This is a genomic window from Streptomyces sp. NPDC000348, from assembly GCF_042898795.1.
Classification (GTDB): domain Bacteria; phylum Actinomycetota; class Actinomycetes; order Streptomycetales; family Streptomycetaceae; genus Streptomyces.
Window position 1 is genome coordinate 69274 of record NZ_JBIAZD010000015.1, and the last position, 24054, is coordinate 93327.

Consider the following 24054-nt stretch of genomic DNA (forward strand, 5'->3'; position numbering starts at 1 on the left):
TCCTCCCGGTTACTCTGGGTTGTCCGCGAGTGATCTCGCCGCCCGGACGCAATGGGCGAGGGCCCTCCGCGCGTACTCCGGGGAAGCCCCCGCGAGTCCGCACGCCGGAGTGAGCGTGACCGCCTCCGGGAGGAGTCCCGGCCGCAGCCCCAGCCTGCGCCAGAGCGTCCTGACACCCATGACGCTACCGCCCGGGTCCGACAACGGGCCGTCCGTGCCCGGGACGACGCCGGCGAACAGCCGGGTCCCGCTCTCCACTGCTTCCCCGATCGCCTCGTCGTCACGCTCGGTGAGGAGGGAGAAATCGAAGGAGATCGCCGCCGCGCCCGCCCGGCGCAGCAGGGCGAACGGAACGTCCGGTGCGCACGAGTGGACCACGACGGGCCCGCCGTCGTGCACCCCGACGACGTCCCGCAGCGCGGCCTCGACGACCTGCCGGTCCACCGCGCGGTGGGTGCGGTAGCCGCTGGCGGTCCGCACGTGGCCGCGCAGTACGGCGGTGAGGGAGGGTTCGTCGAGCTGCAGGACGAGCCGCGCGCCGGGTACGCGCCGCCGCACCTCGGCGAGGTGCAGGCGCAGTCCCTCGGCGAGGGAGGCGGCGAGGTCGCGGCAGGCGCCGGGGTCGGAGAGGGCCGCCTCGCCGCCTCGCAGCTCCAGGGCGGCGGCGAGCGTCCACGGGCCGACCGCCTGGACCTTCAGGAGCCCCTGGTGGTCCTGGGTGAACTCCTCCAGCGCGTCGAGGTCCTCGCCGAGCCAGGAGCGGGCCCTTCTGGTGTCGCGGCCCGGGCGGTCGCCGATGCGCCAGCCGCTGGGCTCGACGCGGGCGTAGAGCTCGACGAGCATGCCCGCGGTGCGGCCGATCATGTCCGCGCCGGGGCCGCGGGCGGGGAGCTCGGGGAGGTGCGGGAAGTCCTCGAAGCTTCCGGTGACGGTCCTGGCGGCCTCTCGGGCGTCCCCGCCCGGCATGGAGCCGATGCCGGTGGCGGGTCCGAAGCGAAGGTTGTCGTTCACGGGTGAAGCGTACGCAGGGGTGCGGCCGGAGGGGTCGCGCCCCCGCCGCCCCTTCCCGTCCCGTCCCCGGGGGCACTGCCCCCGGCCCCCCGCTCCTCGAACGCCGGAGGGGCTGATCATCACCCTCCCGGTCGGACCGTCAGGTCGTTGACCTCGGCGTCTCGCGGCAGGTCCAGGGCCATCACGATCGTCGTGGCGACCGACTCGGGGTCGATCCACCTGCCCGGTTCGTACTCCTTGCCCTCCTGCTGGTGGACCTTGGCCTGCATGGGGCTGGCCGTGCGGCCGGGGTAGACCGAGGTGACGCGGACGCCGCCCGCGTGCTCCTCGTGGCGCAGGGAGTCGGCGAGGGCCTTCAGGCCGTGCTTGGAGGCGGCGTAGGCGGACCAGTCGGCGTGGGCGTTCAGTCCGGCGCCGGAGTTGACGAAGACCACGTGGCCCCGGCTCGCGCGGAGCTGGGGCAGGAAGTGGCGGGTCAGCTCGGCGGGGGCGATCAGGTTGACGTTGAGCTGGTGCCGCCAGGTCTTCGGGGTCAGCTCGCCGACCGGACCGAGGTCGACCACGCCGGCGATGTGGAGGAGGGAGTCCACCCGGTCCGGGAGCGACTGGTGCGAGAAGGCCCAGGAGAGCCTGTCCGGGTCCGCCAGGTCGCCGACGAGGGTGCGGGCACCGGGGAACCGGGCCGCCAGTTCCTTCGCCCGGCCCGCGTCGCGCGCGTGCAGCACGAGTTCGTCGCCGCGCGCGTGCAGGCGGCGGGCGACGGCCGCTCCGATGCCGGAGCCCGCTCCGGTGATCACATGTGTAGCCATGCCCGCCATGCTCGCATCACCGGGCGGTCACTCGACGCCCAGGCTCTCCTCCAGGTACGCCAGCGCGCCCACCGGCTCCTCGGCGAAGAACACCAGGTCGGTCAGCGGGCGGGGCAGGAAGCCCTCGTCCTCCATGCGGCGGAACTGCTCCTTGAGGCCGTCGTAGAAGCCCGCGGTGTTGAGCAGGAGCACCGGCGTCTCGGTGTGCCCGTGCTTCTTCAGCTCCAGGATCTCGGTCGCCTCGTCGAGGGTGCCGGTGCCGCCCACCATGACGACCACGGCGTCGGCCTTCTCCAGCAGCAGCCGCTTGCGCTCGGCGAGGTCCTTGGCGATCACCATCTCGTCGACGCCGTCGCGGGCCTTCGCCGCGAGGAACTCCACCGAGACGCCGCAGAGCCGGCCGCCCGCCTCGTGCACCCCGTCGGCGACGACCTTCATCAGACCGGTGTCCGAACCGCCCCACACCAGGGTGTGACCGCCCTTGCCGAGCAACCGCCCGAACTCCCGCGCGGGGCGTATGTAGCGTTCGTCGAGGTCGGCGGCGGAGAGGAAGACACAGATGTTCACGGGCACAGGGTACGGGCCCGGCCGGACGTCACGGCCGGCCGCTCCCCGTCGGCCGGATCCCCCTCGGGAAGAACTCCGCTCCGGCGTGCGCTGTACTGGCCGAGTCGGCCACCCGAGGAGGGACGATCGTGACCACAGGCCACCGCATCACCGTCGAGGCCAGTGACCGGCACGTGCGCGTGGTGCACGGCGGACGGGTGCTCGCGGAGAGCGACCGGGCGCTGGTGCTGCACGAGACGGGCTGTCCCGCGCGGTACTACATCCCGCCCGAGGACGTACGGCTGGACCTGCTGACGCCCTCGGAGACGCACACGCGGTGCCCCTTCAAGGGCACGGCGTCCTACTGGTCGCTGCCGGACGCGGCGGATCTGGCCTGGGCGTACCCGGAGCCGAAGCCGGACGTCGCGCGGATCAGGGACCACCTCTGCTTCTACGACGTGGAGGTCGGCTGATCGCGCAAAGGCCGATCGCGCGAAGAGGGCCGTGATCGGCGGACGCGCCGCCCGCCTCACCGACGAATGCCGTGCCGTGCGGCAGTCTGGTGTGACATGGACAAGAACATCTCTTCGCGTGACGGCACCTCCCTGGCGTACGAGAGCGCCGGGCGGGGTGCCACGGTCGTTCTGGTCAGCGGCGCGATGTCGACGGGCGCCACGGTGGCGCCGATGGCGGCGCCCCTCTCGGAGCGGTTCCGGGTCGTCGTCTACGACCGCCGGGGCCGGGGCGGCAGCGGGGACACGGCGCCGTACGCGGTGGAGCGCGAGGTCGAGGACCTGGCGGCGGTGATCGGGGCGGTGGGCGGCGAGGCCGCGCTGTACGGCGTCTCCTCGGGCGGCGCGCTGGCGCTCAGGGCGGCGGCGAGCGGACTGCCGGTGCACCACGTCGCCGTCTACGAGACGCCGTACGCGATGTCCGAGGAGGACCTCGGGGAGCGGGCGCGGTACACCGAGCGGCTGACGGCCGCGCTCGCCGAGGGACGGCGCGGGGACGCGGTGGAGCTCTTCCTGCGGCTGACCGGGCTCGGCGAGGACGTCATCCGGGGCGCGCGGCAGTCACCGATGTGGGCCGGGATGGAGTCGATCGCGCCGAGCCTGGCGTACGACGACGCCGTGATGGGCGACGGGAGCGTTCCGCGCGGGCTGCTGGCGTCGATCCGGGTGCCGGTGCTGTCGATCGCGGGCGACGCGAGCCCGGCGTGGATGCGCGAGGCCGCGCGGGCGATCGCGGAGTCCGCCCCCCGGGGCACGTACCGCACCCTGGAGGGCCAGACCCACATGGTCGAACCGGACGTCCTGGCCCCGGTGCTGGCGGATTTCTTCACGCGGTGAGCGCCCCGCCGGGCCCGAAGGAGCGCCTTCAGGCCACGCCGGCCGTCGCCCGCACCGTCGACGCGATCGTCGCCGAGCCCACCACGCGCGTGCCGTCGTACAGGACGATCGCCTGGCCGGGGGCGACGCCGCGGACCGGCTCGGTGAAGCGGACCTCCAGCCCGCCGTCGGACGGCTCGGCGGTCACCTCGGTCTCGCCGCCGTGCGCCCGCAGCTGCGCGGTGTAGGTGCCGGGGCCGGTGGGGGCGGCGCCGCACCAGCGGGGCTTGATCGCGGTCAGCGCGATGACGTCCAGGGCGGCCGCCGGGCCGACGGTCACCGTGTTGTCGACGGGCGAGATGTCCAGGACGTAGCGCGGCTTGCCGTCGGGGGCGGGGGTGCCGATCCTGAGGCCCTTGCGCTGGCCGATGGTGAAGCCGTAGGCGCCCTCGTGGGTGCCCACCTTGGTGCCGGTCTCGTCGACGATGTCGCCCTCGGCCCTGCCGAGGCGGTCGGCGAGGAATCCCCGGGTGTCGCCGTCGGCGATGAAGCAGATGTCGTGCGAGTCGGGCTTCTTGGCCACCGCCAGCCCCCGGCGCCCGGCCTCCGCGCGGATCTCCTCCTTGGTGGTGACCGTGTCGCCGAGCGGGAACATCGCGTGGGCGAGCTGGCGGTCGTCGAGCACGCCGAGGACGTAGCTCTGGTCCTTGGCCATGTCGGAGGCGCGGTGCAGTTCGCGGGTGCCGTCCTCGCGCAGGATCACCTTGGCGTAGTGGCCGGTGCAGACCGCGTCGAAGCCGAGCGCCAGCGCCTTGTCCAGCAGGGCGGCGAACTTGATCTTCTCGTTGCAGCGCAGGCACGGGTTGGGGGTGCGGCCGGCCTCGTACTCGGCGACGAAGTCCTCGACGACGTCCTCGCGGAAGCGGTCGGCGAGGTCCCACACGTAGAACGGGATGCCTATGACGTCGGCGGCGCGGCGGGCGTCGCGCGAGTCCTCGATGGTGCAGCAGCCCCGCGCGCCGGTACGGAACGACTGCGGGTTCGCGGAGAGCGCCAGGTGGACGCCGGTCACGTCGTGGCCCGCTTCGGCCGCGCGGGCGGCGGCGACGGCGGAGTCGACTCCGCCGGACATGGCGGCCAGGACGCGGAGGGGGCGGGAGCGCTGCGAGGTGTCAGTCATAACCCCTCCAGAGTACGGGGGGACGGGAACCACGGCCGCCGGGTATCCGTTCCTGATCACATGGGGGCACGAAGAGCATCCGAGGACGGGGACCGGCGCATCGGGCGGCGGGCCCTGATCGTGGGCGGGGTGGCGGCCGCGGCCGGCACGGCGGCGCTGGCGCGGGACGAGCTGGCGCGGCTGTGGTGGCGCGTGCCGGGCGTCGAGAAGCCGCGCGAGCAGGGCGTGGTGGACTACGCGGGCGCCCGCTGGGTGGCGGCCTCGGACGCCAACTGGCGCCGCGCGGACCGGCCGGACGACTTCGGCGTGGACATGGTGATCATGCATGTCACCCAGGGCAGCTTCGACAGCGCGGTGCGGGCGTTCCAGGACCCGGGGCACAAGGCGGCGGCGCACTACATCGTCGGCCAGGACGGCCGTATCACCCAGATGATCCGCGAGCTGGACGTGGCGTACCACGCGGGGAACCGCGACTACAACGAGCGCAGCGTCGGCATCGAGCACGAGGGCTTCGTGGACCGCCCCGAGGACCTCACGGACGAGATGTACGAGGCCTCGGCCCGCCTCACCGCCCGCATATGCGCCCGCTACGACATACCGGTCGACCGCGACCACATCATCGGCCACGTCGAGGTCCCCGGCACGGACCACACCGACCCGGGCCCGCACTGGGACTGGGACCGCTACATGGAGCTGGTCCGGCGGGCGCGCACGGAGCAGGCCCGGACCGGCCGCCCGGCCTCCCCGTCGGCCACGGCGGGCTAGGTCAGACCCGCCGCCCGGGCCCGTTCCACCGCCGGCCCGATGGCCTTGGCCACGGCCTCCACGTCGGCCTCCGTGGAGGTGTGCCCCAGGGAGAAGCGAAGGGTGCCGCGGGCCAGGTCCGGATCGGTGCCGGTGGCCAGGAGCACGTGGCTGGGCTGGGCGACGCCGGCGGTGCAGGCGGACCCGGTCGAGCACTCGATGCCCTGCGCGTCCAGGAGGAGCAGCAGCGAGTCGCCCTCGCAGCCGGGGAAGGTGAAGTGCGCATTGGCCGGAAGACGTCCCCCGGGGGCGGGGTCGCCGCCGAGGACGGCGTCCGGGACGGCCTCGCGGACCGCGGCGACCAGGTCGTCACGGAGCCTTCCGATCTCGCGGGCGAACCACTCCTGCTGCTCGGCGGCGAGCCGCCCGGCCGCCGCGAAGGAGGCGATGGCGGGCACGTCGAGGGTGCCGGAGCGGACGTGGCGTTCCTGGCCGCCGCCGTGCAGGACGGGCACGGGGGTGTGCTCGCGGCCCAGGAGCAGCGCGCCGATGCCGTACGGGCCGCCGATCTTGTGGCCGGACACGGCCATCGCGGCAAGCCCCGACGCGGCGAAGTCCACCGGGACCTGCCCGAACGCCTGGACCGCGTCGGAGTGCAGTGGCACGCCGAACTCGGCGGCTGCCTCGGCGAGTTCACGGACCGGCAGGATCGTCCCGATCTCGTTGTTGGCCCACATGACCGTGGCGAGGGCGACGTCGTCGGGGTTGCGGGCGACGGCCTCGCGCAGGGTGTCCGGGTGGACCCGGCCGTGGGAGTCGACCGGCAGGTACTCGACGGTGGCGCCCTCGTGCTCGCCGAGCCAGTGGACGGCGTCGAGGACGGCGTGGTGCTCGACGGGGCTGGCGAGGACCCGGGTGCGGGCCGGGTCCGCGTCGCGGCGGGACCAGTAGAGCCCCTTCACGGCGAGGTTGTCGGCCTCGGTCCCGCCGGAGGTGAACACGATCTCACTGGGCCGGGCGCCGAGGGCCTCGGCGAGGGTTTCGCGGGCCTCCTCGACGGTGCGCCGGGCGCGGCGGCCGGCCGCGTGGAGGGAGGAGGCGTTGCCGGTGACGCCCAGGTGCGCGGTGAGCGCCTCGACTGCCTCGGGAAGCATCGGGGTGGTCGCGGCGTGGTCGAGGTAAGCCATGGTGGGGCCGATTCTACGGGGCTCCGTGCACCGGCCACGGGTCGCGGTCGGCCGGGATGCGCCGCCCGCTCAGAAGTTCCACGAGATCGTGTCGTCCGCCTGCATGAACGCGGCGAGGACGAGGAGGTCGGCGACGCCGAGTCCGAGTCCCAGGAAGGCGCGGCCGCGCCGAGCCGTGCCCCGCCACAGTGCCAGGGCCGCCAGCACGATGGCGGCCGGGCCGAGGAAGACGTTGAGGACGAGCAGGCCCAGCAGGCCCAGGACGAAGGACGCGACGGCCATGCCGTCGGCGTCACGGAGACCGGTGCGTCGGGTGGCCGGTGCGGTCAGGTGCATGGTGATCGGCTCCCACGGTCGGAGGGACGGGGTTCGGACTGCCTGGTGCGGGTCGGTGGGCGGGTCAGTGCGCCGAGCTGCCGCGTCCGCGGCCGTGACGCTCGCGCAGGGCGAAGACGCCGAGCCACACGAGGATGACGGCGCCGACGACGACGGAGAAGGAGAGCGGGGCGTGGGCCACGGTGCCCAGGACGACGCCCAGCAGCAGAAGCGCGGCGACGAGGAACAGCATGAGTGGATCCCCCAGGTCGGTGAACGGTTGTAGTTACAGTTGTTCACTGATTTCCCAGCCTAACGCGACCCATGACTTCCCCATGACGGAGAACAGTTGTTGACTGGATGGCATGAGTCACACCCTCGGCGTCCGGCAGGCCCAGAAGCAGAAGACACGGCGGGCGCTGCTCGACGCGGCGCTGGAGCTGCTGGAGGAGCAGAGCCTGAGCAGCCTGGGACTGCGTGAGGTCACCCGTGTGGTGGGGGTGGCGCCGACCGCCTTCTACCGGCACTTCCGTTCCGTCGAGGACCTGGGGGTGACGCTGGTCGAGGAGGCCCTGGGCAGTCTGCACCCGATGATCCGGACGATCGTGTCCACGACCGGCGACGGCGAGGAACGCATCGCGCGGGCCGTCGAGCTGATCGCCGGTCACGTGGACGCGCATCCGGCGCACGTGCGGTTCATCGCCCGGGAGCGGCACGGTGGGGTGCAGCCGGTGCGGGAGGCCATACGGGATCAGCTGGCCCTGTTCACCGTGGAGGTGGCGGAGGCGTTGGCGGAGGATCCGGTGTCCGCGGGGTGGGACGAGGAGGATCTGACGATGCTGGCGCAGGTGTACGTGGATCAGATGCTCGGGACCGCTTCGCTGTTCCTGGAGGCGCAGGTGAGGGGGGCGGGAGCGGAGGCGCGGGAGCGGGTGTTCCGGATGGCGGCGCGGCGGTTGCGGCTGATCGGCATCGGGCGTGCGCACTGGCTGGACGGGGTGGGCGGGGGCGGGTGAGGGGTTTTCGCCCTCGCCGCCCCTGCCCGACCCGCACCCGGGGGCTCCGCCCCCGGAGCCCCGCTCCTCAAGCGCCGGAGGGGCTGGTTGGCGCGGGACGCGCCGTCTGACGTCAGGCCAGGCGGGCGCGGGCCAGTTGGCGGGACTGGGCGACCAGGCGGTCGGCGCTGTCCCAGACCTCGGCGTCCTCCTCCAGGAAGCCGCCGGCGAGGTTGCGGGTGGTGACGGAGACGCGCAGCGGGCCCGGAGCCGGGCGGGAGCGGACGTGGACGGTCAGCTCCACCGTCGGGACCCAGCCGGACAGACCCAGTTCGAAGGCGGTCGGCGGCAGGGCGTCCACCGCGAGGAGCAGCGCGAACGGGTCGGGGTCCCGGCCGTCCGCGAGACCGAACCAGGCCCGCATCTCGCCCTTGCCGGAGGGCTGCCCGAGCGCCCATCCCAGGGTCGAGGGGTCGAGCTTGAGCATCAGGCGCTCGGTGATCGCGGAGCTGCCGTCGACCGGGGCGGGGCCGTCCTCCGGGCCGAAGCACTGCTCCATCGGCGGCATCCCGGGCGGCTTGGCCGTCGTGCGGACGTCGTCGGGAAGGGAGTCCAGATCGCCGTAGGAGGCGAGGACGCGGATGCGCTCCACCTCGCGGCCCTCCTCGTCGACCTGGAAGAGGGAGGCCTGACCGGTCGACAGGGTCCGTCCGGTGCGCACGGTCTCGGTGCGGACGACCGCCGGGCCCGGCTGGGAGGCGGTCAGATAGTGCGCGGAGATGGTGAACGGGTCGGAGTGCGGCAGGGCGTCCGCGAGCGCGCGGCCCAGGACGGCCAGCAGATAGCCGCCGTTGACGGCGTTGATGATCGTCCAGCCGGCGGAGAGGTCGATGTCGTAGACGCCGGGCGCCCGTGGGGTGACCGCGGTGTCGCGGTCGAACTCACTGGCGCCGGTGGTGGCCCTGGCGGGCTGGGCGGAGGCTGCTTCTGGCATGGCTGAACAGTACAAGACGATAATACTAAGCGGTAGCTTTGTTCATGTGCCCCGGGGGACTACTCCTCCTGGACCGTCGAACGGCGGTGCCAGGCGCGAGGAGCCCGCCAGTGGTAGCGCATCGCGAGCAGCCGCAGCACGAAGGCCGTGACCACGGCGAGGCCGCTGGTCCCCGGGTTCAGCGCGTCGTAGCGGATGCACAGCGCGGTCAGGGCGGCGCCGACGACGGCCGGGACGGCGTACAGGTCGCGGTCCCAGCGCAGCAGCGACGGCACCTCGTTGGCGAGCACGTCGCGCAGCACACCGCCGCCGACCGCGGTGGCCAGGCCCAGGCAGGCGGAGGCGGTCAGGCCGAGGCCGTAGTCGTACGCCTTGGTCGTGCCGACGACGCAGAACAGGCCGAGGCCGGCCGCGTCGAACACGTTGACGCCGGTCTGGATGCGTTCCACGTGCGGGTGGAGGAAGAACACCAGGACCGTGGCGAGCAGCGGGGTGACGAAGTACCCCAGATCCGTGAAGGCGGCGGGCGGTACGGCGCCGATGACCAGGTCGCGGAAGAGTCCGCCGCCGAGCGCGGTGACCTCGGCGAGGACGGCGATGCCGAAGACGTCGAAGTTCTTGCGGACGGCCAGCAGGGCGCCGGAGATCGCGAAGACGAAGATGCCGATCAGGTCGAGCGTGTGCAGGACGGACGGACTGAACAGTTGCTGGAGCACCTTTACATTCTCACCCGGCAAGAACCCCTCGCCTTGCAAACCAAGGCGAGGGGCGGTGTGAACTTGCTGTCCGTGACTCCGTCGGGGGATGCCTCGGACGCGGGCGAAGGCCCGCGGGCTATACGGCCTTCTCGGCGGCCTCGGCTTCCTTGACGGCCTCGGCCTTCTCGGCCTTGTCCGCGCTCTCCGCCTTCGCCTCGCTCTCGGCGTTCTCGGCGGCACCGGCTTCGTCGGCGGCCTCGACCTTGTCGGCCTTCTCGGCGCTCACGGCCTCGTCGGCCCCGGCAGCCTTCTCCGCCTTGTCGGCGGCCTCCGCCTCGTCGGCCCCGGCAGCCTTCTCGGCGGCCTCGGCTTTCTTGACGGCTTCGGCCTTCTCGGCGGCCTCGGCTTTCTCGGCCCTGTCGGCCCCGGCAGCCTTCTCCGCCTTGTCGGCGGTTTCGGCCTTCTCCGCCTCGGCCGCCTTCTCGGCGTTCACGGCCTCGGCGGTCTCGGCGGCCTTCTCCGTCGGCTCGGGCGTGTCCTCCTGCTCCGGGGCGGTCTCCTGCCGCGGCGGTCCGGACTGTTCCGGCGCCGTCGGGGTGCCGGGCTCCTCGGACGTCGGGTTGTCGTCCACGCCCTCGCGGGTCGCCGGCACGACCTCGCCCATGGTCCGCTTCAGCGTCCCCGCCGCGATCTCCTCGGCGTAGTGGCACGCCACCCGGTGGCCGCCGCCGAGGTCCCGCAGCTGCGGCCGCTCGGTCGCGCAGCGCTCGGCCTGGGCCCAGGGGCAGCGCGTGTGGAAGCGGCAGCCGGTGGGCGGGTTCGCCGGCGAGGGCAGGTCACCGGTGAGCAGGATGCGCTCGCGCTTGTCCTCCACCTCCGGGTCCGGCACCGGCACGGCCGACATCAGGGCCTTGGTGTACGGGTGCTTCGGCTCGGCGTACAGCGCGTCGCTCGGCGCCTCCTCGACCAGCGAGCCCAGGTACATCACGCCGATCGTGTCGGAGATGTGCCGGACCACCGCGAGGTCGTGGGCGATCACCACATAGGTCAGGCCGAGTTCCTCCTGGAGCTCGTCCAGCAGGTTGATGACCTGGGCCTGGACCGACACGTCGAGCGCGGAGACCGGCTCGTCGCAGATGATCACGTCGGGTTCGAGGACGAGGGCACGGGCGATGCCGATGCGCTGGCGCTGGCCGCCGGAGAACTCGTGCGGGTAGCGGGCGAGCGCGTTGGAGGGCAGGCCGACCTTGTCCAGGATCGACTTGATCTTCTCCCGGCGCTCCTCCTGGTCCTTGCCGATGCCGTGGGCGATCATGCCCTCGGACAGGATGGACTCGATGTTCTGCCGGGGGTTGAGCGAGCCCAGCGGGTCCTGGAAGACCATCTGGAGCCGGCGCCGGAAGCGGCGCATCTCCTCGCCGGGCAGCTTCGCCAGGTCGGTGCCGTCGAGGACGACGGACCCCTCGGTGATGTCGACCAGCCGCAGCACGGACCGCCCAAGGGTGGTCTTGCCGCAGCCGGACTCGCCGACCAGACCGTAGGTCTCGCCGGCCTCGACCTTCAGCGACACCCCGTCCACGGCGTAGACGTGACCGACCGTGCGGTCGACGAAGACGCCCTTCTTGATGGGGAAGTGGACCTTGACGCCGTCCAGTTCGAGCAGGCTCATGCGGTGACCTCCTCGGCCTTCGCGTCGTCGAGTACGGGGTTGACGCACCGCACCTGGTGGCCGGCCGCACGCGGCTCGGTGAGCTGCGGGGTGCCGGTCAGGCAGCCCATCTCGTACCGGTCGCAGCGGGGCGCGAAGGCGCAGCCGTCGGCCCAGGCGATGCGGTCGTTGATGGAACCCCGGATGGGCTTGAGGGGTTCGCCCCGGGGAGCGTCCAGACGCGGGATGGAGCCCAGCAGTCCGTGCGCGTAGGGGTGGGTCGGGTGGCCGAACAGCTCGCGGCGCCCGGCGGACTCGACGGTCTTGCCCGCGTAGAGCACGTTGACCTGGTCGCAGAGGCCGGCGACCACGCCGAGGTCGTGGGTGATCATCAGCAGGGCGGTGCCCTCCTGGTCCACCAGTTCCTTGAGCAGCTCCAGGATCTGCGCCTGGATCGTCACGTCGAGGGCCGTGGTGGGCTCGTCGGCGATGAGCATGCGCGGGGCGCAGGCCACCGCCATGGCGATCAGCGCACGCTGGCGCATACCGCCGGAGAGCTGGTGCGGGTACTCCTTGAGCCGCCGGGTCGGGTCGGGGATGCCGACCCGGTCCAGCAGGTGGGCGGCCTCCTTGCGGGCGGCCTCGCCCTTCAGCCCGCGGTGGCGCTCCAGGATCTCGGTGACCTGCACGCCGATCGGCACGACCGGGTTGAGCGAGGACAGCGGGTCCTGGAAGATCATCGCCATCTCGCTGCCGCGCAGGTCGCGGCGGGCGGAGGAGCTCATCGTGAACAGGTTCGCGCCGTCGAAGTCGGCGCGGCCCCCGATGGTGACGCCCTTGTGGGGCAGCAGGCCCATCAGGGCCAGGGAGGTGACGGACTTGCCGCAGCCGGACTCGCCGACCAGGCCCACGACCTGGCCCTGGTCGACCTCGAAGGAGACGCCGTCGACCGCACGGGACTCCTTGCGGCCGCGTCCGCCGAAGGTGATGGTCAGTTCGTCGACAGTGAGCAGAGACATGGTGGTTCAGCCCCTCAGCTTCGGGTCGAGGGCTTCCCGCATGGCCTCGCCGAGGAGGGTGAAGCCGAGGGCGGTGATGATGATGCCGACGGCGGGGTAGACCGCCATCATCGGCGCGTTGTCGAAGAACCGCTGCGCCTGGGTGAGCATGACGCCCCACTCGGGGATGGCCGGGTCGGGGTTGCCGAGGCCCAGGTAGGACAGGGCGGCCGCCTCGATGATCGCGGTGGCCAGGGAGAGCGTGGCCTGCACGATCACCGGGCTGAGCGAGTTGGGGATGATCTGCGAGACGACGATGCGCCGCTTGCGCACACCGAGGGACCTGGCCGCGAGCACGTACTCCGCGCTGCCCTGGGCCAGCATGGAGCCGCGCAGCAGCCGGGCGAAGACCGGGATCTGGACGACACCGACGGCGATCATCACGGTGGTCAGCGACTGCCCCATGACGGCGGCGATGGACACGGCCAGCAGCAGCGAGGGCAGCGCCAGCATGATGTCGATGAAGCGCATGATGACGGAGTCGATCCGCTTGCCGGTCTCGCCGCCGAGGGTGGCGAAGGCGCCGGCGAGACCGCCGATCAGGAAGCCGATGATCAGGCCGATCAGCGTGGCGACGACGCCGACGAGCAGCGTCTGGCGGGCGCCGACCAGCATGCGGGAGAACATGTCCCGGCCGAGGTGGTCGAGCCCGAACCAGTTCTCGCCGCGCATGCCGACGAACTCGCCCCGGTTGGGGAAGACCTCGTTCCGCCAGGTCTGGGCGGTCGGGGAGTACGGGGCGATGTAGGGCCCGACGATCGCGAGGACGACGAACAGGGCGATGACGACCGCGCCGATGATCGCCATCTTGCTGCGCTTGAGGCGGCGGAAGGCCTCCCGCCAGAGGCTGGCGCCGGTGCTGGTCTCCTTGGTGGCGGCCAGTTCCGCGAGGCGCTGGATCTTGTCGGTCTTGGTGGCGACACTCATGTCAGTGCACCCGCACTCTCGGGTCGATGAGGCTGTACGCCAGGTCCACCAGCAAGTTGATCAGGACGTATATCAGCGCGATGAACATGATGAACCCGACGAGCACGGGGTAGTCGCGGCCGTCGATCGCGGTCCGGATGAAGGAGCCGATGCCGCCGAAGGAGAACACGGACTCGGTCAGGACCGCGCCGGACAGCAGGGAGCCCGTGAGCAGGCCGACCGCGGTCACCACGGGGAGCATCGCGTTGCGCAGCACGTGCCGGCTCCGGATGACGCTCCGCTTGAGGCCCTTGGCCTCGGCGGTGCGGACGTAGTCCTCGTCCTGCACCTCGAGGACGCTGGCGCGGGTCATGCGCACGATGACCGCGAGCGGGATGGAGGCCAGGGCGACGGAGGGCAGGATCAGGTGCATGATCGCGTCCCAGGAGGCGTCGAACTCCCCGGTGAGGACACCGTCCAGGACGGCGAAGCCGGTCACGTCGGTGGCGTTGATGCCGGTGTCCTGGCGCCCGAAGGCGGGGAAGATGCCGAGGTTGACGGCGAAGACCTGCTTCAGGAGCAGAGCCAGGAAGAAGACCGGGATACAGATGCCGACGAGCGAGCCGGAGACGGACGTGACGTCGAGCCAGCCGCCGCGGTTGCGGGCCGCGAAGTAGCCGAGGGGCACGCCGACGGCGACCGCGATGAGGATCGCGAGGAGGGACAGCTCCACGGTCGCGGGGAAGCGCAGGACGAACTCGTCCCACACCGGCTGTCCGGTCTGGGTGGAGGTGCCCAGGTCGAGTTCGGCGATGCGCTTGAGGAAACGCCAGTACTGGACGTAGACGGGCTGGTCCAGCCCGAGCGCGCGGTTGATGCGCGCCACTTCGGCCTCGGTGGCCTTCTCCCCCAGGATCGCTGAGGCGGGTCCACCGGGCAGACGGTCGAGCCACAGGAAGAGCAGAACCGACAGGCCGAGCAGCGTGGGTATGAGCTGGAGCAGTCTTCGTACGACGAGACGCAGCACCCCGCATGCCCCTTTCTTACGTGATGTCTTACATGAATGGACCCGCCCGGCCGCCGAGTTGCGACGACCGGGCGGACCCCCCGTTTTGGTTTCCTACCGCTGTTCGCCTACTTGAAGGACGTCTCGGCGAAGACCTCCTGCGTCAGCGGGGAGACGTTCGGCGGGTTCACGTTCTTGGCGAAGGCGATGGCCGGCGGGGAGGACGAGATCGGAACACCCGGGAGGTACTCCATGATGGCCTCGTTGGCCTTCTCGTACGCGGCGGTGCGCTCCTCGGCCTTGCCCAGCTTCGAGCCGGCGTTCACGGCGTCGAAGACCTTCTTGTCCTTGAAGCCCCACTGCTTGTCGTACCCGGCGAACCAGGTGCCGATGAAGTTGAAGCCGTCGTTGAAGTCACCGGTCCAGCCGAGCATGTGCAGGTCGCAGGAGCCCGCCTCGGTGGCGTCGATGTAGTCCGGGGCCCACTTCATGGCCTTCGGCGTGACGGTGATGCCGGCCTTCTCCAGGTCGGCCTTCATCAGCTCGAACAGGTCCTGCGGGGCAGGCATGTACGGGCGGGTGACCTCGGTCGGGTAGCAGAACTCGACCTTGAGCTTCTCCTCACCGGCCTTCTTGAGGAGGCTCTTCGCCGCGGCGGTGTCGAACGGGTACTTCTTGACGTTCTTGGAGTAGCCCGCGATGGTGTCCGGCATGAACTGGTCGGCGACCTTGCCGCCCTCGGGCAGCTGGGTCTTGACCAGGTTCTCCTTGTCGATCGCCTGAGCGATCGCCTGGCGGACTTCCTTCTTCTTGAGCGCCTTGTTGGCGCCCTGGCTCATGCCGACGTAGAAGAGGTTGAAGACGCCACGGGTCGGGACGACGTAGCCCTGGTCCTCGAGGGTCTTGACGTCGGCCGGGGCGACGAGGTCGTAGCCGTCGATGTCACCGGCCTGGAGCGCCTGGCGGCGGCCCTCCTCGGTGTCGATGGTGCGGAAGACCAGGTTCTTGATCTTCGCCTTCTCGCCCCAGTAGTCGTCGAAGCGGGTCAGGCTGACTTCCTTGTTGCCCTTGTTCCACTTCGTGATCTTGTACGGGCCGGTGCCGGCGACCGTGCCGGCCTCCTGGCTGTACTTGGGGTACGTGATGGCGTCGCCCTTGGCGGTCGCCTCTTCCTTCTCGTACTCCTTGAGGGCCTTCGGCGAGTGGATCGCCAGGGCCTGGAGGGAGAAGCCGCCGGGGAGGTTGGCGGAGGGCTTCTTGACCTCGATGACGGCGGTGTTCTCGTCCTTCGCGGTGCAGGACTTGTAGTTCGCCTCGGGCGTCTCCTTGTCCTCGTTCTTCGCGAAGCCGCCCATGATGGTCTGCCAGTAGTACGAGACCGCGCTGGACTGGTAGGTGCCCTTCCAGTTGAACCAGTGGTCGTAGTTGGCGCAGACCGCCGCGGCGTTGAACGACTCGCCGTCGTGGAACTTCACGCCCTTGCGGAGGTTGAAGGTCCAGACCGTGCCCTCGTCGTTGCTCGACCAGGTCTCGGCGAGGCCGCCGACCAGCTTGGTGCCGCCGGACTCGTGCTCGAGCAGGGCCTCGAACGCCTGGCGCGTCACGCGGAAGGTTTCACCGTCGCTCGCGAGGGCAGGGTCCAGGGAACCCGGGTCACCCGCACCGGCGAACACGAAGGTGTCCTTCTTGCCGCCGCTTTCGTTGTCAGCGTCCCGTTCGCTGGAGCAGCCCGTGGCGATCAGACCGACCGCCACCGCGGCCGTGATCGCCCGAGCGGCTCGGGACTTGAATATGCGCATACTGGGGCCACTCCGGGTCCGCTATGTGGATGCATCTTGACCGGCCGAACACTACAGACGATCGCAGCGCGTCAGGAACAGTCCGGATAGCGGTGATACCTACCTGAGATCTGAACAGTTGACATAAGGGACGGTTCAGGCGTTCCCCTGTCGGGATTTAACCCGCCGGACACAGAAGCGTCTTTCCGGCGGTCGCCCAGGTGGCGCCGGACGGCGTGAAGAACAGGTGAAACCGCAGGTGACAGGCGGTCAGCGCGCTGTCGCTGAGCGCGCATGGCCGAAAATCTGGCGCGAAATCAGCAGTGCGCGACGGGCCGGGCGGACGCATCGGTTCCGGCCCGCGCCCCTGTCCACTCCGTGGACCGTGACGGACCGTCAGGAGGGCGGCGTCCGGCCGGTCAGCCCCGGTGCGCGGGCGGGTAGCCGTAGGCCGTCGCGGGGGACGGCACGGCGCCGTGGGCCTCACGGTCGTAGAACGGGCGGGAGTTGGCGCGCAGCCACATCGCGACCGGGTCGTGCTCGTCGGACATCGCGACGGTCGACACGGGCAGTCCGTCCGGGACCGCGCCGAGGGACTGCTGCATCATCGCGCGCACCGCGTCCACGGCCGGCGGGGAGGTGTCGTACACGTCCAGGCCGATGGCGAGGTACGGGGCGCCCAGTGCGGGCTGCACCCAGGCGCGGCGCAGGGCGCGGACGGCCGGGGTGCGGTGGGCGTTCTGCGCGAGGAGGGCGTAGAACTGAGGGATCGCGATGGCCGGTTCGGACAGGCGCAGCGGTCCGGCGGGCTGGCGGTCCAGGCCGCCGGCGATCCGGCGCAGGTCCAGCCAGGGGATGCCGACTCCGCCGCCGGGGGCGTGCGGATTGAGCCAGAGTCCGTAGCGGTCGGGATAGAGGGCGCGGGCCACTTCGAGGCCGTCGACCACCTCGTACGACCGGTTCCAGCCGCTGGCGGAGAGCTCCTGGGCCGAGGTGACGCAGGGCGCGTAGCCGAAGCCGTCGACCTCCATGTTCCCGTACTGGGCGTCCGGGGAGCCGGCCTGGCCGTGCCAGAGCAGCATCCAGACCTGGCCGGAGGCGGGGGTCGCGAGGGCGCGCAGCAACGCCTCGTACGCGTCGTAACGCCCGGGCGTCACCTGGCGCAGCATGTGCTCGACCTGTCCGGTCGCCGCGGTGCCAGCGCTCACTTGTATCGCCCCTCCGTACCTCGCCAGCGGATGAACCTAGCTTAAGCCGACGCCGTGCGGCGGGCTCCTGTCCGGCGGGCGCGCGGAGGAGCCCGGGGCCGCGCGTCGTCCGGCGGGGGCGGGGGCGTTGGGGCGGGGCGCGCCCGCGCGGCGGAGCCGCACCTCGACACGGCCCCGCGCCCCGGGGGTCACCGCGGCCGTTCGTAGAAGGGGCGGACCCTGGTGCGGAGCCAGTCGCCGACCGGGTCCTGGGCTAGGTCCAGGACGATGAGGTTGACCGGCCAGGGGGCGGGGGTCCGGCCCAGGGCCCGGCCCAGGGCGTCGAGGGGGAGGGTGCGGGCGTCGCCCTCCCACTGGGAGAGTTCCACGCCGACGAAGAGGACCGGGTCGGCCGTCTCGATCGCGGCGAGGCAGCGGCGGGCGGTGGTCACCACGCCGATGGAGTCGAACTCCGCCGAGGCGGCGGCGAGGAAGTCCAGCGGGTCGTCCTGCCAGTCGGGCTCGAACAGCCGGACCCGGCCGCCGGTCGCCGGGCCGTCCAGCGGGGAGCGTCCGGCCCGGCACAGCTCGGCGACGGCCGGCGGCGGCAGCGGGATGCCGACCACGCCGCCGGGGTTCACCGCGATCCCGGCCTGCGGCGGCAGGCCGCGGGCGAACTCCACGGCGGGCGCGACGGTGTACGACAGGTGGGGGCCGACGGCCTGGCGGAGCTGCTCCTCGGAGCTGAAGACGGGGACGTAGGCCTGGCCGTCGATCTCCAGGGTGGGCAGGTCCAGCGGGCCGCTGTCCGGGCCCCCGCCGTTCGGCAGCGGGACCCAGACGAAGCTGCGGCCCAGCACCTCCACGATCCTGCCGCCCGCCGAGGGGACGCCCAGGGAGACCGAGAGCACCTCCTCCAGCTCGTTGCCGGGCCATCCGCCGTGCGGATGGGGGTGCGCCTGTGCCGGGAAGTCCGCCGGGAAGTCCATCTGCCTACCGCCTGCTGCCTGGAACCACTGCTGTGACCGAAAGGCTATCCGGTCAGCCCGTGAAGGCGACCCGGCGCAGCGCGTCCGCCGCGTCCCGGTCGATCAGCACCGCCGATCCGCAGCCGGCCGGCAGGACGCCCCGCTCCACCGCGCGCAGCAGCCGCTCGCTCGCCGTGCGGTGGCGCAGGAACGCGTACCGGGAGACGCCGCGCCCGCGTTCGCGCTGGCCGGCCAGGGCCTGCTGCGGGGTGACGTCGAGCAGCAGCAGGTGCAGGTCCGCGCCCCGGCGCCGGGCCTCGCGGGCCAGCCAGCGGCGCACCCAGGCCTGCGTACCGCAGTCGTGCACGACGACCGGCCCTCCGGCCCGCAGCACGCGGCGCAGCCCGGCGTAGTGGACGAGGCGGACCAGCGGGCGGTACACCGCGTACGGCAGCAGGCGCGGCATGCGGGGGTCCCAGCGGTCCCGGGCGTCCTGGGAGTCGACGCGGGCGCCGCGCACCGTGCGCCGCATCAGCGTGGACTTGCCGCTGCCGGGCAGCCCGGTGACCACGACCAGGTCCCGGGGCCCGAAGAGCAGCGCGCGCGGGCTGCGGCCGCCCCGCGCGCGCAGATCGCGGACGACGGGCGCCGGCAGCGCGCCGCGGGCCCCCCGGGCCTGAGCGGCCGGCTGCTGGGGCAGCGCGACGCCCGTGGTGGTGGCGCACGCCGTGGTCCTGTTCACCGTGATCGTCCTCCCCTGGGGCCGGGTACGAGTACCGATCCCCGCCGAGTGTAAAGAGAAGGTAATGCCGGATGTCGTCGTTTCCGTCCGTTTCCCGGAACAGGCTTGTCACAGCCCCCTGTGACGGCGCCCGCACATCCTGCGCACCCCCTGGGAAGGGTCCCCCTGCCGTGCCCCCGCGATGCGTGCAATGATGTGCGCGCCAACTGCATACCGGCCGCTTGAATCCGCGCGGGAGAGTCCCCGGCACCGTTTGCCGCCGGGGCGCCGAAGGAGCAAGTCCCTCCCTTGAATCTCTCAGGCCCCGTTACCGCGCGGGCGAGGCACATCTGAAAAGCGGGCCGTCGAAGGGCATCCAGCGGTGCTCCGGCGGCCCCACCCAAGGTGCAAGCCAGGACCGTCCCCGCGTGGGCGTCATGGCGAACCTCTCAGGTTCCGATGACAGATGGGGAGGAAACGTCCTCGCCTTCCCCCACGCTCGAATGAACTCGCGCGGGAGGGACCCCCATCGCCTCTGGGAGACCGACCGATGAGCAGTACCGAACCCCGCCGGACCGCGCTCGACGCCCTGCACCGTTCGCTCGGCGCGACGATGACCGACTTCGCCGGCTGGGACATGCCCCTGCGCTACGGCTCCGAGCGCGACGAGCACAACGCCGTGCGCACGAGGGCCGGCCTCTTCGACCTCTCGCACATGGGCGAGATCACGGTCGCCGGCCCCGGGGCGGCCGCGCTCCTCGACTTCGCCCTGGTCGGCAACATCGGGGGCGTCAGGCCCGGCCGCGCCCGCTACACCATGATCTGCCGCGAGGACGGCGGCATCCTGGACGACCTGATCGTCTACCGGCTCGGCGAGTCGGAGTACCTGGTGGTCGCCAACGCCTCCAACGCCCAGGTCGTCCTGGACGCCCTGCGGGAGCGCTCGGCCGGCTTCGACGCCGAGGTCCGCGACGACCGCGACGCGTACGCGCTGCTGGCCGTGCAGGGCCCCGAGTCCCCGGGGATCCTCGCGTCGCTGACCGACGCCGACCTGGACGGCCTGAAGTACTACGCGGGCCTGCCCGGCACGGTCGCCGGCGTCCCCGCGCTCATCGCCCGCACCGGTTACACCGGCGAGGACGGCTTCGAGCTGTTCGTGAAGCCCGAGCACGCGGTCGAGCTGTGGCAGGCGCTGACCAAGGCGGGCGAGGGCGCCGGCCTGGTCCCCTGCGGGCTGTCCTGCCGGGACACGCTCCGCCTGGAGGCCGGCATGCCGCTGTACGGGCACGAGCTGACCACCGGCCTCACGCCCTTCGACGCCGGTCTCGGCCGGGTGGTGAAGTTCGAGAAGGAGGGCGACTTCGTGGGCCGTGCGGCGCTCGCCGAGGCCGCCGAGCGCGCCGCTTCCGAGCCGCCGCGCGTCCTGGTCGGCCTGGTCGCCGAGGGCCGCCGGGTCCCGCGCGCCGGGTACGCGGTCGTGGCCGGCGGCGAGGTGATCGGCGAGGTCACCTCCGGCGCGCCCTCCCCCACGCTGGGCAAGCCGATCGCGATGGCGTACGTCGACGCGGCGCACGCGGCGCCGGGCACCAAGGGTGTCGGCGTGGACGTCCGCGGCAGCCACGAGCCGTACGAGGTCGTGACGCTGCCGTTCTACCAGCGGCGGAAGTGACACCGTCGTAGCCGGTTCCCGCGCCGGTTCCCGCGCGTGAGGTGAGCACGTCATGCCTGCTCACGGGCGCCGTACGCAGTCCCCTCAGTCATCCGCAGTCCCCCCGTACAGGAGAATTCAGGCCATGAGCAACCCCACGCAGCTGCGTTACAGCAAGGAGCACGAGTGGCTGTCGGCCGCCGAGGACGGCGTGTCGACGGTCGGCATCACGGAGCACGCGGCCAACGCGCTCGGCGACGTGGTCTTCGTCCAGCTCCCCGAGGTCGGTGCCGGCGTGACCGCGGGCGAGACCTGCGGCGAGCTGGAGTCCACCAAGTCGGTCAGCGACCTGTACTCCCCGGTCAGCGGTGAGATCACCGAGGTGAACGAGGACGTGGTGAACGACCCGTCGCTGGTGAACTCGGCCCCCTTCGAGGGCGGCTGGCTGTTCAAGGTGCGCGTCACCGACGAGCCGGCCGACCTGCTGACCGCCGCCGAGTACGACGCCCACACCGCGGGCTGAGGAGCCGTATCCGCATGTCGCTTCTGAACACCCCCCTGCACGAGCTCGACCCGGCGGTGGCCGCCGCGGTCGACGCCGAGCTGCACCGCCAGCAGTCCACCCTCGAGATGATCGCCTCGGAGAACTTCGCCCCGGTCGCGGTCATGGAGGCCCAGGGCTCGGTCCTCACCAACAAGTACGCCGAGGGCTACCCCGGCCGCCGCTACTACGGCGGCTGCGAGCACGTCGACGTGATCGAGCAGATCGCCGTCGACCGGGTCAAGGAGCTCTTCGGCGCCGAGCACGCCAACGTGCAGCCGCACTCCGGCGCGCAGGCCAACGCCGCCGCGATGTTCGCGCTGCTCAAGCCCGGTGACACGATCATGGGCCTGAACCTCGCGCACGGCGGGCACCTGACCCACGGCATGAAGATCAACTTCTCCGGCAAGCTCTACGACGTGGTCGCGTACCACGTCGGCGACGACGGCCGGGTCGACATGGCCGAGGTGGAGCGGCTGGCCAAGGAGAGCAGGCCGAAGCTGATCGTCGCCGGCTGGTCGGCGTACCCGCGCCAACTGGACTTCGCCGCGTTCCGCCGGATCGCGGACGAGGTCGGCGCGTACCTCATGGTCGACATGGCGCACTTCGCCGGACTGGTCGCCGCGGGTCTGCACCCGAACCCGGTGCCGCACGCCCACGTCGTGACCACGACCACGCACAAGACCCTCGGCGGCCCGCGCGGCGGTGTGATCCTCTCCACGGCCGAGCTGGCCAAGAAGATCAACTCCGCGGTGTTCCCCGGCCAGCAGGGCGGCCCGCTGGAGCACGTGATCGCCGCCAAGGCGGTCGCCTTCAAGGTGTGCGCCTCCGAGGAGTTCAAGGAGCGCCAGCGCCGCACCCTGGAGGGCGCCCGCATCCTGGCCGAGCGCCTGGTCGAGGACGACGTCAAGGCCGTGGGCGTGGACGTGCTGTCCGGGGGCACGGAGGTGCACCTGGTCCTGGTCGACCTGCGGAACTCCGAGCTGGACGGGCAGCAGGCAGAGGACCGGCTGCACGAGGTCGGCATCACCGTCAACCGCAACGCGATCCCGAACGACCCGCGCCCGCCGATGGTCACCTCGGGTCTACGGATCGGCACGCCCGCCCTGGCCACCCGCGGCTTCACCGCCGAGGACTTCGCCGAGGTCGCGGACGTGATCGCCGAGACGCTGAAGCCGTCCTTCGACGTGGAGGCGCTCCGGGCCCGGGTGACGGCACTCGCCGCGAAGCACCCGCTGTACCCCGGTCTGCAGTAATTCCGTACGCTTTCCTTCGTACGGACATCAGGGGCACCGCGCACACTGGACCGGTGGGCGCGGTGCCCCGCACCATGCGCCCCGCATGAACGTTCCCTCTTCTGTGCACCACCTCTTCCCCGGTGGACAGCGTCGTCCGCCGAACCCTTAGGAGTCCTCCCGTGGCCATCTCGGTCTTCGATCTGTTCTCGATCGGCATCGGCCCGTCCAGCTCGCACACGGTCGGCCCGATGCGGGCGGCCCGGATGTTCGCCCGACGGCTGCGCAACGAGGACCTGCTGGACTCGGTCGCCTCGGTCCGGGCGGAGCTGTACGGCTCCCTCGGCGCCACCGGTCACGGCCACGGCACGCCCAAGGCGGTGCTGCTGGGCCTGGAGGGCGACTCGCCGCGCACGGTGGACGTGGAGTCGGCCGACGAGCGGGTGGAGAAGATCAGGGACGGTGGCCGGATCCGGCTGCTCGGCGAGCACGAGATCGCGTTCTCCTTCGACGACGACCTGGTGCTGCACCGCCGCGAGGCGCTCCCCTACCACGCCAACGGCATGACCCTGGGGGCGTACGACGCCTCCGGCGCGAAGCTGCTGGCGAAGACGTACTACTCGGTCGGCGGCGGCTTCGTCGTGGACGAGGACGCGGTGGGCGCGGACCGCATCGTGCTGGACGACACGGTCCTGAAGTACCCCTTCCGTACGGGCGACGAGCTGCTGCGTCTCACCGAGGAGACCGGCCTGTCCATCTCCGCGCTGATGCTGGAGAACGAGCGCGCCTGGCGGAGCGAGGAGGAGATCCGCGCGGGCCTGCTGGAGATCTGGCGCGTGATGCGGGCGTGCGTGGACCGGGGCATGTCCCGCGAGGGCATCCTGCCGGGCGGTCTGAAGGTGCGCCGGCGCGCCGCGAACACCGCGCGCAAGCTGCGCTCCGAGGGCGACCCGCAGGCCCTCGCCATGGAGTGGATCACGCTGTACGCCATGGCCGTGAACGAGGAGAACGCGGCCGGCGGCCGGGTCGTCACGGCGCCGACGAACGGCGCGGCCGGGATCATCCCCGCCGTCCTGCACTACTACATGAACTTCGTGCCCGGCGCCGACGAGGAGGGCGTGGTCCGCTTCCTGCTCGCCGCGGGCGCGATCGGCATGCTCTTCAAGGAGAACGCCTCCATCTCCGGTGCCGAGGTCGGCTGCCAGGGCGAGGTGGGCTCCGCCTGCTCGATGGCGGCGGGCGCCCTCGCGGAGGTGCTGGGCGGCTCCCCGGAGCAGGTGGAGAACGCCGCCGAGATCGGCATGGAGCACAACCTCGGTCTGACCTGCGACCCCGTCGGCGGCCTGGTGCAGATCCCGTGCATCGAGCGCAACGGCATGGCGGCGGTGAAGGCGGTCACGGCGGCGCGGATGGCGATGCGCGGCGACGGCTCGCACAAGGTGTCCCTGGACAAGGTCATCAAGACGATGAAGGAGACCGGCGCGGACATGTCGGTCAAGTACAAGGAGACGGCCCGGGGCGGGCTCGCGGTGAACATCATCGAGTGCTGAG

At 71.8% G+C, this 24054-nt stretch carries 25 protein-coding genes and 1 riboswitch; of the genes, 8 read left to right on the forward strand and 17 right to left on the reverse strand.

Translation table 11 applies throughout. From position 1 onward, the window contains the following. Positions 1-9: 9 nt before the first annotated feature. From ACFY3N_RS26440 to ACFY3N_RS26450, 3 genes are all read right to left on the reverse strand, one after another. Entirely contained in the window at positions 10-1011 is a 1002-nt protein-coding gene (locus ACFY3N_RS26440) for a methionine synthase (RefSeq protein ID WP_390819222.1), read from the reverse strand. Between the two features lie 119 nt (positions 1012-1130). Then, on the reverse strand, positions 1131-1829 hold the full coding sequence (locus ACFY3N_RS26445; RefSeq protein ID WP_390819224.1) for an SDR family oxidoreductase: 699 nt from the start codon (positions 1827-1829) through the stop codon (positions 1131-1133). A gap of 18 nt (positions 1830-1847) precedes the next feature. After that, positions 1848-2387: a TIGR00730 family Rossman fold protein gene (locus ACFY3N_RS26450; protein WP_390819225.1), complete on the reverse strand. Its 540-nt coding sequence runs from the start codon at positions 2385-2387 to the stop codon at positions 1848-1850. Positions 2388-2515: 128 nt separating this feature from the next. Between ACFY3N_RS26450 and ACFY3N_RS26455 the strand changes: the two genes are divergently transcribed. Together ACFY3N_RS26455 and ACFY3N_RS26460 are read left to right on the forward strand one after the other, a co-directional pair. Continuing rightward, positions 2516-2839 carry a DUF427 domain-containing protein gene (locus ACFY3N_RS26455; protein WP_390819226.1) on the forward strand — a complete coding sequence of 108 codons (324 nt, stop codon included), beginning with the start codon at positions 2516-2518 and terminating at the stop codon, positions 2837-2839. A 96-nt stretch (positions 2840-2935) separates the two neighbouring features. Further along, positions 2936-3715, forward strand: coding sequence for an alpha/beta fold hydrolase (locus ACFY3N_RS26460; protein ID WP_390819227.1), 780 nt, complete (start codon positions 2936-2938; stop codon positions 3713-3715). 28 nt (positions 3716-3743) lie between these two features. Here the strand turns inward: ACFY3N_RS26460 and mnmA are convergent, their stop codons facing one another. Continuing rightward, complete coding sequence (gene mnmA / locus ACFY3N_RS26465; protein ID WP_390819228.1) at positions 3744-4874, reverse strand: tRNA 2-thiouridine(34) synthase MnmA; 1131 nt, start codon at positions 4872-4874, stop codon at positions 3744-3746. A gap of 60 nt (positions 4875-4934) precedes the next feature. Here mnmA and ACFY3N_RS26470 point away from each other — a divergent pair, with 60 nt between their 5' ends. Beyond that, a complete protein-coding gene (locus ACFY3N_RS26470) occupies positions 4935-5639 on the forward strand; it encodes an N-acetylmuramoyl-L-alanine amidase (RefSeq protein WP_390819229.1) in 705 nt (234 codons plus the stop codon). Here the strand turns inward: ACFY3N_RS26470 and ACFY3N_RS26475 are convergent. The 3 genes from ACFY3N_RS26475 to ACFY3N_RS26485 form a co-directional block, all read right to left on the reverse strand. Next, positions 5636-6805 (reverse strand): cysteine desulfurase family protein, encoded by a 1170-nt coding sequence (locus ACFY3N_RS26475; RefSeq protein WP_390819230.1) that lies wholly within the window; start codon positions 6803-6805, stop codon positions 5636-5638. The two genes, ACFY3N_RS26470 and ACFY3N_RS26475, sit on opposite strands and share 4 nt — an antisense overlap. Positions 6806-6874: 69 nt before the next feature. After that, the gene (locus tag ACFY3N_RS26480; protein WP_390819232.1) at positions 6875-7141 is read right to left on the reverse strand and encodes a DUF4190 domain-containing protein; all 267 of its coding nucleotides are present in this window, start codon (positions 7139-7141) and stop codon (positions 6875-6877) included. A 64-nt stretch (positions 7142-7205) separates the two neighbouring features. Further along, positions 7206-7373 carry a hypothetical protein gene (locus ACFY3N_RS26485; RefSeq protein WP_390819233.1) on the reverse strand — a complete coding sequence of 56 codons (168 nt, stop codon included), beginning with the start codon at positions 7371-7373 and terminating at the stop codon, positions 7206-7208. Between the two features lie 112 nt (positions 7374-7485). Between ACFY3N_RS26485 and ACFY3N_RS26490 the strand changes: the two genes are divergently transcribed. Continuing rightward, positions 7486-8136, forward strand: coding sequence for a TetR family transcriptional regulator (locus ACFY3N_RS26490; RefSeq protein WP_390819234.1), 651 nt, complete (start codon positions 7486-7488; stop codon positions 8134-8136). Positions 8137-8248: 112 nt separating this feature from the next. Here the strand turns inward: ACFY3N_RS26490 and ACFY3N_RS26495 are convergent, their stop codons facing one another. From ACFY3N_RS26495 to ACFY3N_RS26540, 10 genes are all read right to left on the reverse strand, one after another. Beyond that, a complete protein-coding gene (locus tag ACFY3N_RS26495; protein ID WP_390819235.1) occupies positions 8249-9109 on the reverse strand; it encodes a thioesterase family protein in 861 nt (286 codons plus the stop codon). A gap of 59 nt (positions 9110-9168) precedes the next feature. Beyond that, positions 9169-9825: a trimeric intracellular cation channel family protein gene (locus ACFY3N_RS26500; protein WP_390819236.1), complete on the reverse strand. Its 657-nt coding sequence runs from the start codon at positions 9823-9825 to the stop codon at positions 9169-9171. Positions 9826-9943: 118 nt separating this feature from the next. Next, complete coding sequence (locus tag ACFY3N_RS26505; protein WP_390819237.1) at positions 9944-11476, reverse strand: ABC transporter ATP-binding protein; 1533 nt, start codon at positions 11474-11476, stop codon at positions 9944-9946. Beyond that, on the reverse strand, positions 11473-12474 hold the full coding sequence (locus ACFY3N_RS26510; RefSeq protein WP_390819238.1) for an ABC transporter ATP-binding protein: 1002 nt from the start codon (positions 12472-12474) through the stop codon (positions 11473-11475). The genes ACFY3N_RS26505 and ACFY3N_RS26510 overlap by 4 nt, the downstream gene beginning before the upstream one ends. A 6-nt stretch (positions 12475-12480) precedes the next feature. Further along, entirely contained in the window at positions 12481-13440 is a 960-nt protein-coding gene (locus ACFY3N_RS26515) for an ABC transporter permease (protein ID WP_390819239.1), read from the reverse strand. Position 13441: 1 nt separating this feature from the next. Then, complete coding sequence (locus ACFY3N_RS26520) at positions 13442-14446, reverse strand: ABC transporter permease (protein WP_390819240.1); 1005 nt, start codon at positions 14444-14446, stop codon at positions 13442-13444. A gap of 107 nt (positions 14447-14553) precedes the next feature. Continuing rightward, positions 14554-16224: an ABC transporter substrate-binding protein gene (locus ACFY3N_RS26525; RefSeq protein ID WP_390819241.1), complete on the reverse strand. Its 1671-nt coding sequence runs from the start codon at positions 16222-16224 to the stop codon at positions 14554-14556. 398 nt (positions 16225-16622) lie between these two features. Then, positions 16623-17372 carry an enhanced serine sensitivity protein SseB C-terminal domain-containing protein gene (locus ACFY3N_RS26530; RefSeq protein ID WP_390819299.1) on the reverse strand — a complete coding sequence of 250 codons (750 nt, stop codon included), beginning with the start codon at positions 17370-17372 and terminating at the stop codon, positions 16623-16625. A 227-nt stretch (positions 17373-17599) separates the two neighbouring features. Next, positions 17600-18379 carry an enhanced serine sensitivity protein SseB gene (locus ACFY3N_RS26535; RefSeq protein ID WP_390819242.1) on the reverse strand — a complete coding sequence of 260 codons (780 nt, stop codon included), beginning with the start codon at positions 18377-18379 and terminating at the stop codon, positions 17600-17602. A gap of 52 nt (positions 18380-18431) precedes the next feature. Continuing rightward, on the reverse strand, positions 18432-19100 hold the full coding sequence (locus ACFY3N_RS26540; RefSeq protein ID WP_390819243.1) for an AAA family ATPase: 669 nt from the start codon (positions 19098-19100) through the stop codon (positions 18432-18434). Positions 19101-19322: 222 nt separating this feature from the next. Beyond that, a riboswitch (glycine riboswitch) is annotated at positions 19323-19423 on the forward strand. A 206-nt stretch (positions 19424-19629) separates the two neighbouring features. Between ACFY3N_RS26540 and gcvT the strand changes: the two genes are divergently transcribed. The 4 genes from gcvT (at position 19630) to ACFY3N_RS26560 (ending at position 24053) form a co-directional block, all read left to right on the forward strand. After that, positions 19630-20748, forward strand: a complete 1119-nt coding sequence (gene gcvT, locus ACFY3N_RS26545) for a glycine cleavage system aminomethyltransferase GcvT (protein ID WP_390819244.1) — start codon at positions 19630-19632, stop codon at positions 20746-20748. A 124-nt stretch (positions 20749-20872) separates the two neighbouring features. Then, positions 20873-21250 carry a glycine cleavage system protein GcvH gene (gene gcvH / locus ACFY3N_RS26550; RefSeq protein ID WP_390819245.1) on the forward strand — a complete coding sequence of 126 codons (378 nt, stop codon included), beginning with the start codon at positions 20873-20875 and terminating at the stop codon, positions 21248-21250. A gap of 14 nt (positions 21251-21264) precedes the next feature. Then, positions 21265-22524: a serine hydroxymethyltransferase gene (glyA, locus tag ACFY3N_RS26555; protein WP_390819246.1), complete on the forward strand. Its 1260-nt coding sequence runs from the start codon at positions 21265-21267 to the stop codon at positions 22522-22524. Positions 22525-22685: 161 nt separating this feature from the next. Continuing rightward, positions 22686-24053, forward strand: a complete 1368-nt coding sequence (locus ACFY3N_RS26560; RefSeq protein ID WP_390819247.1) for an L-serine ammonia-lyase — start codon at positions 22686-22688, stop codon at positions 24051-24053. Position 24054 lies beyond the last annotated feature (1 nt).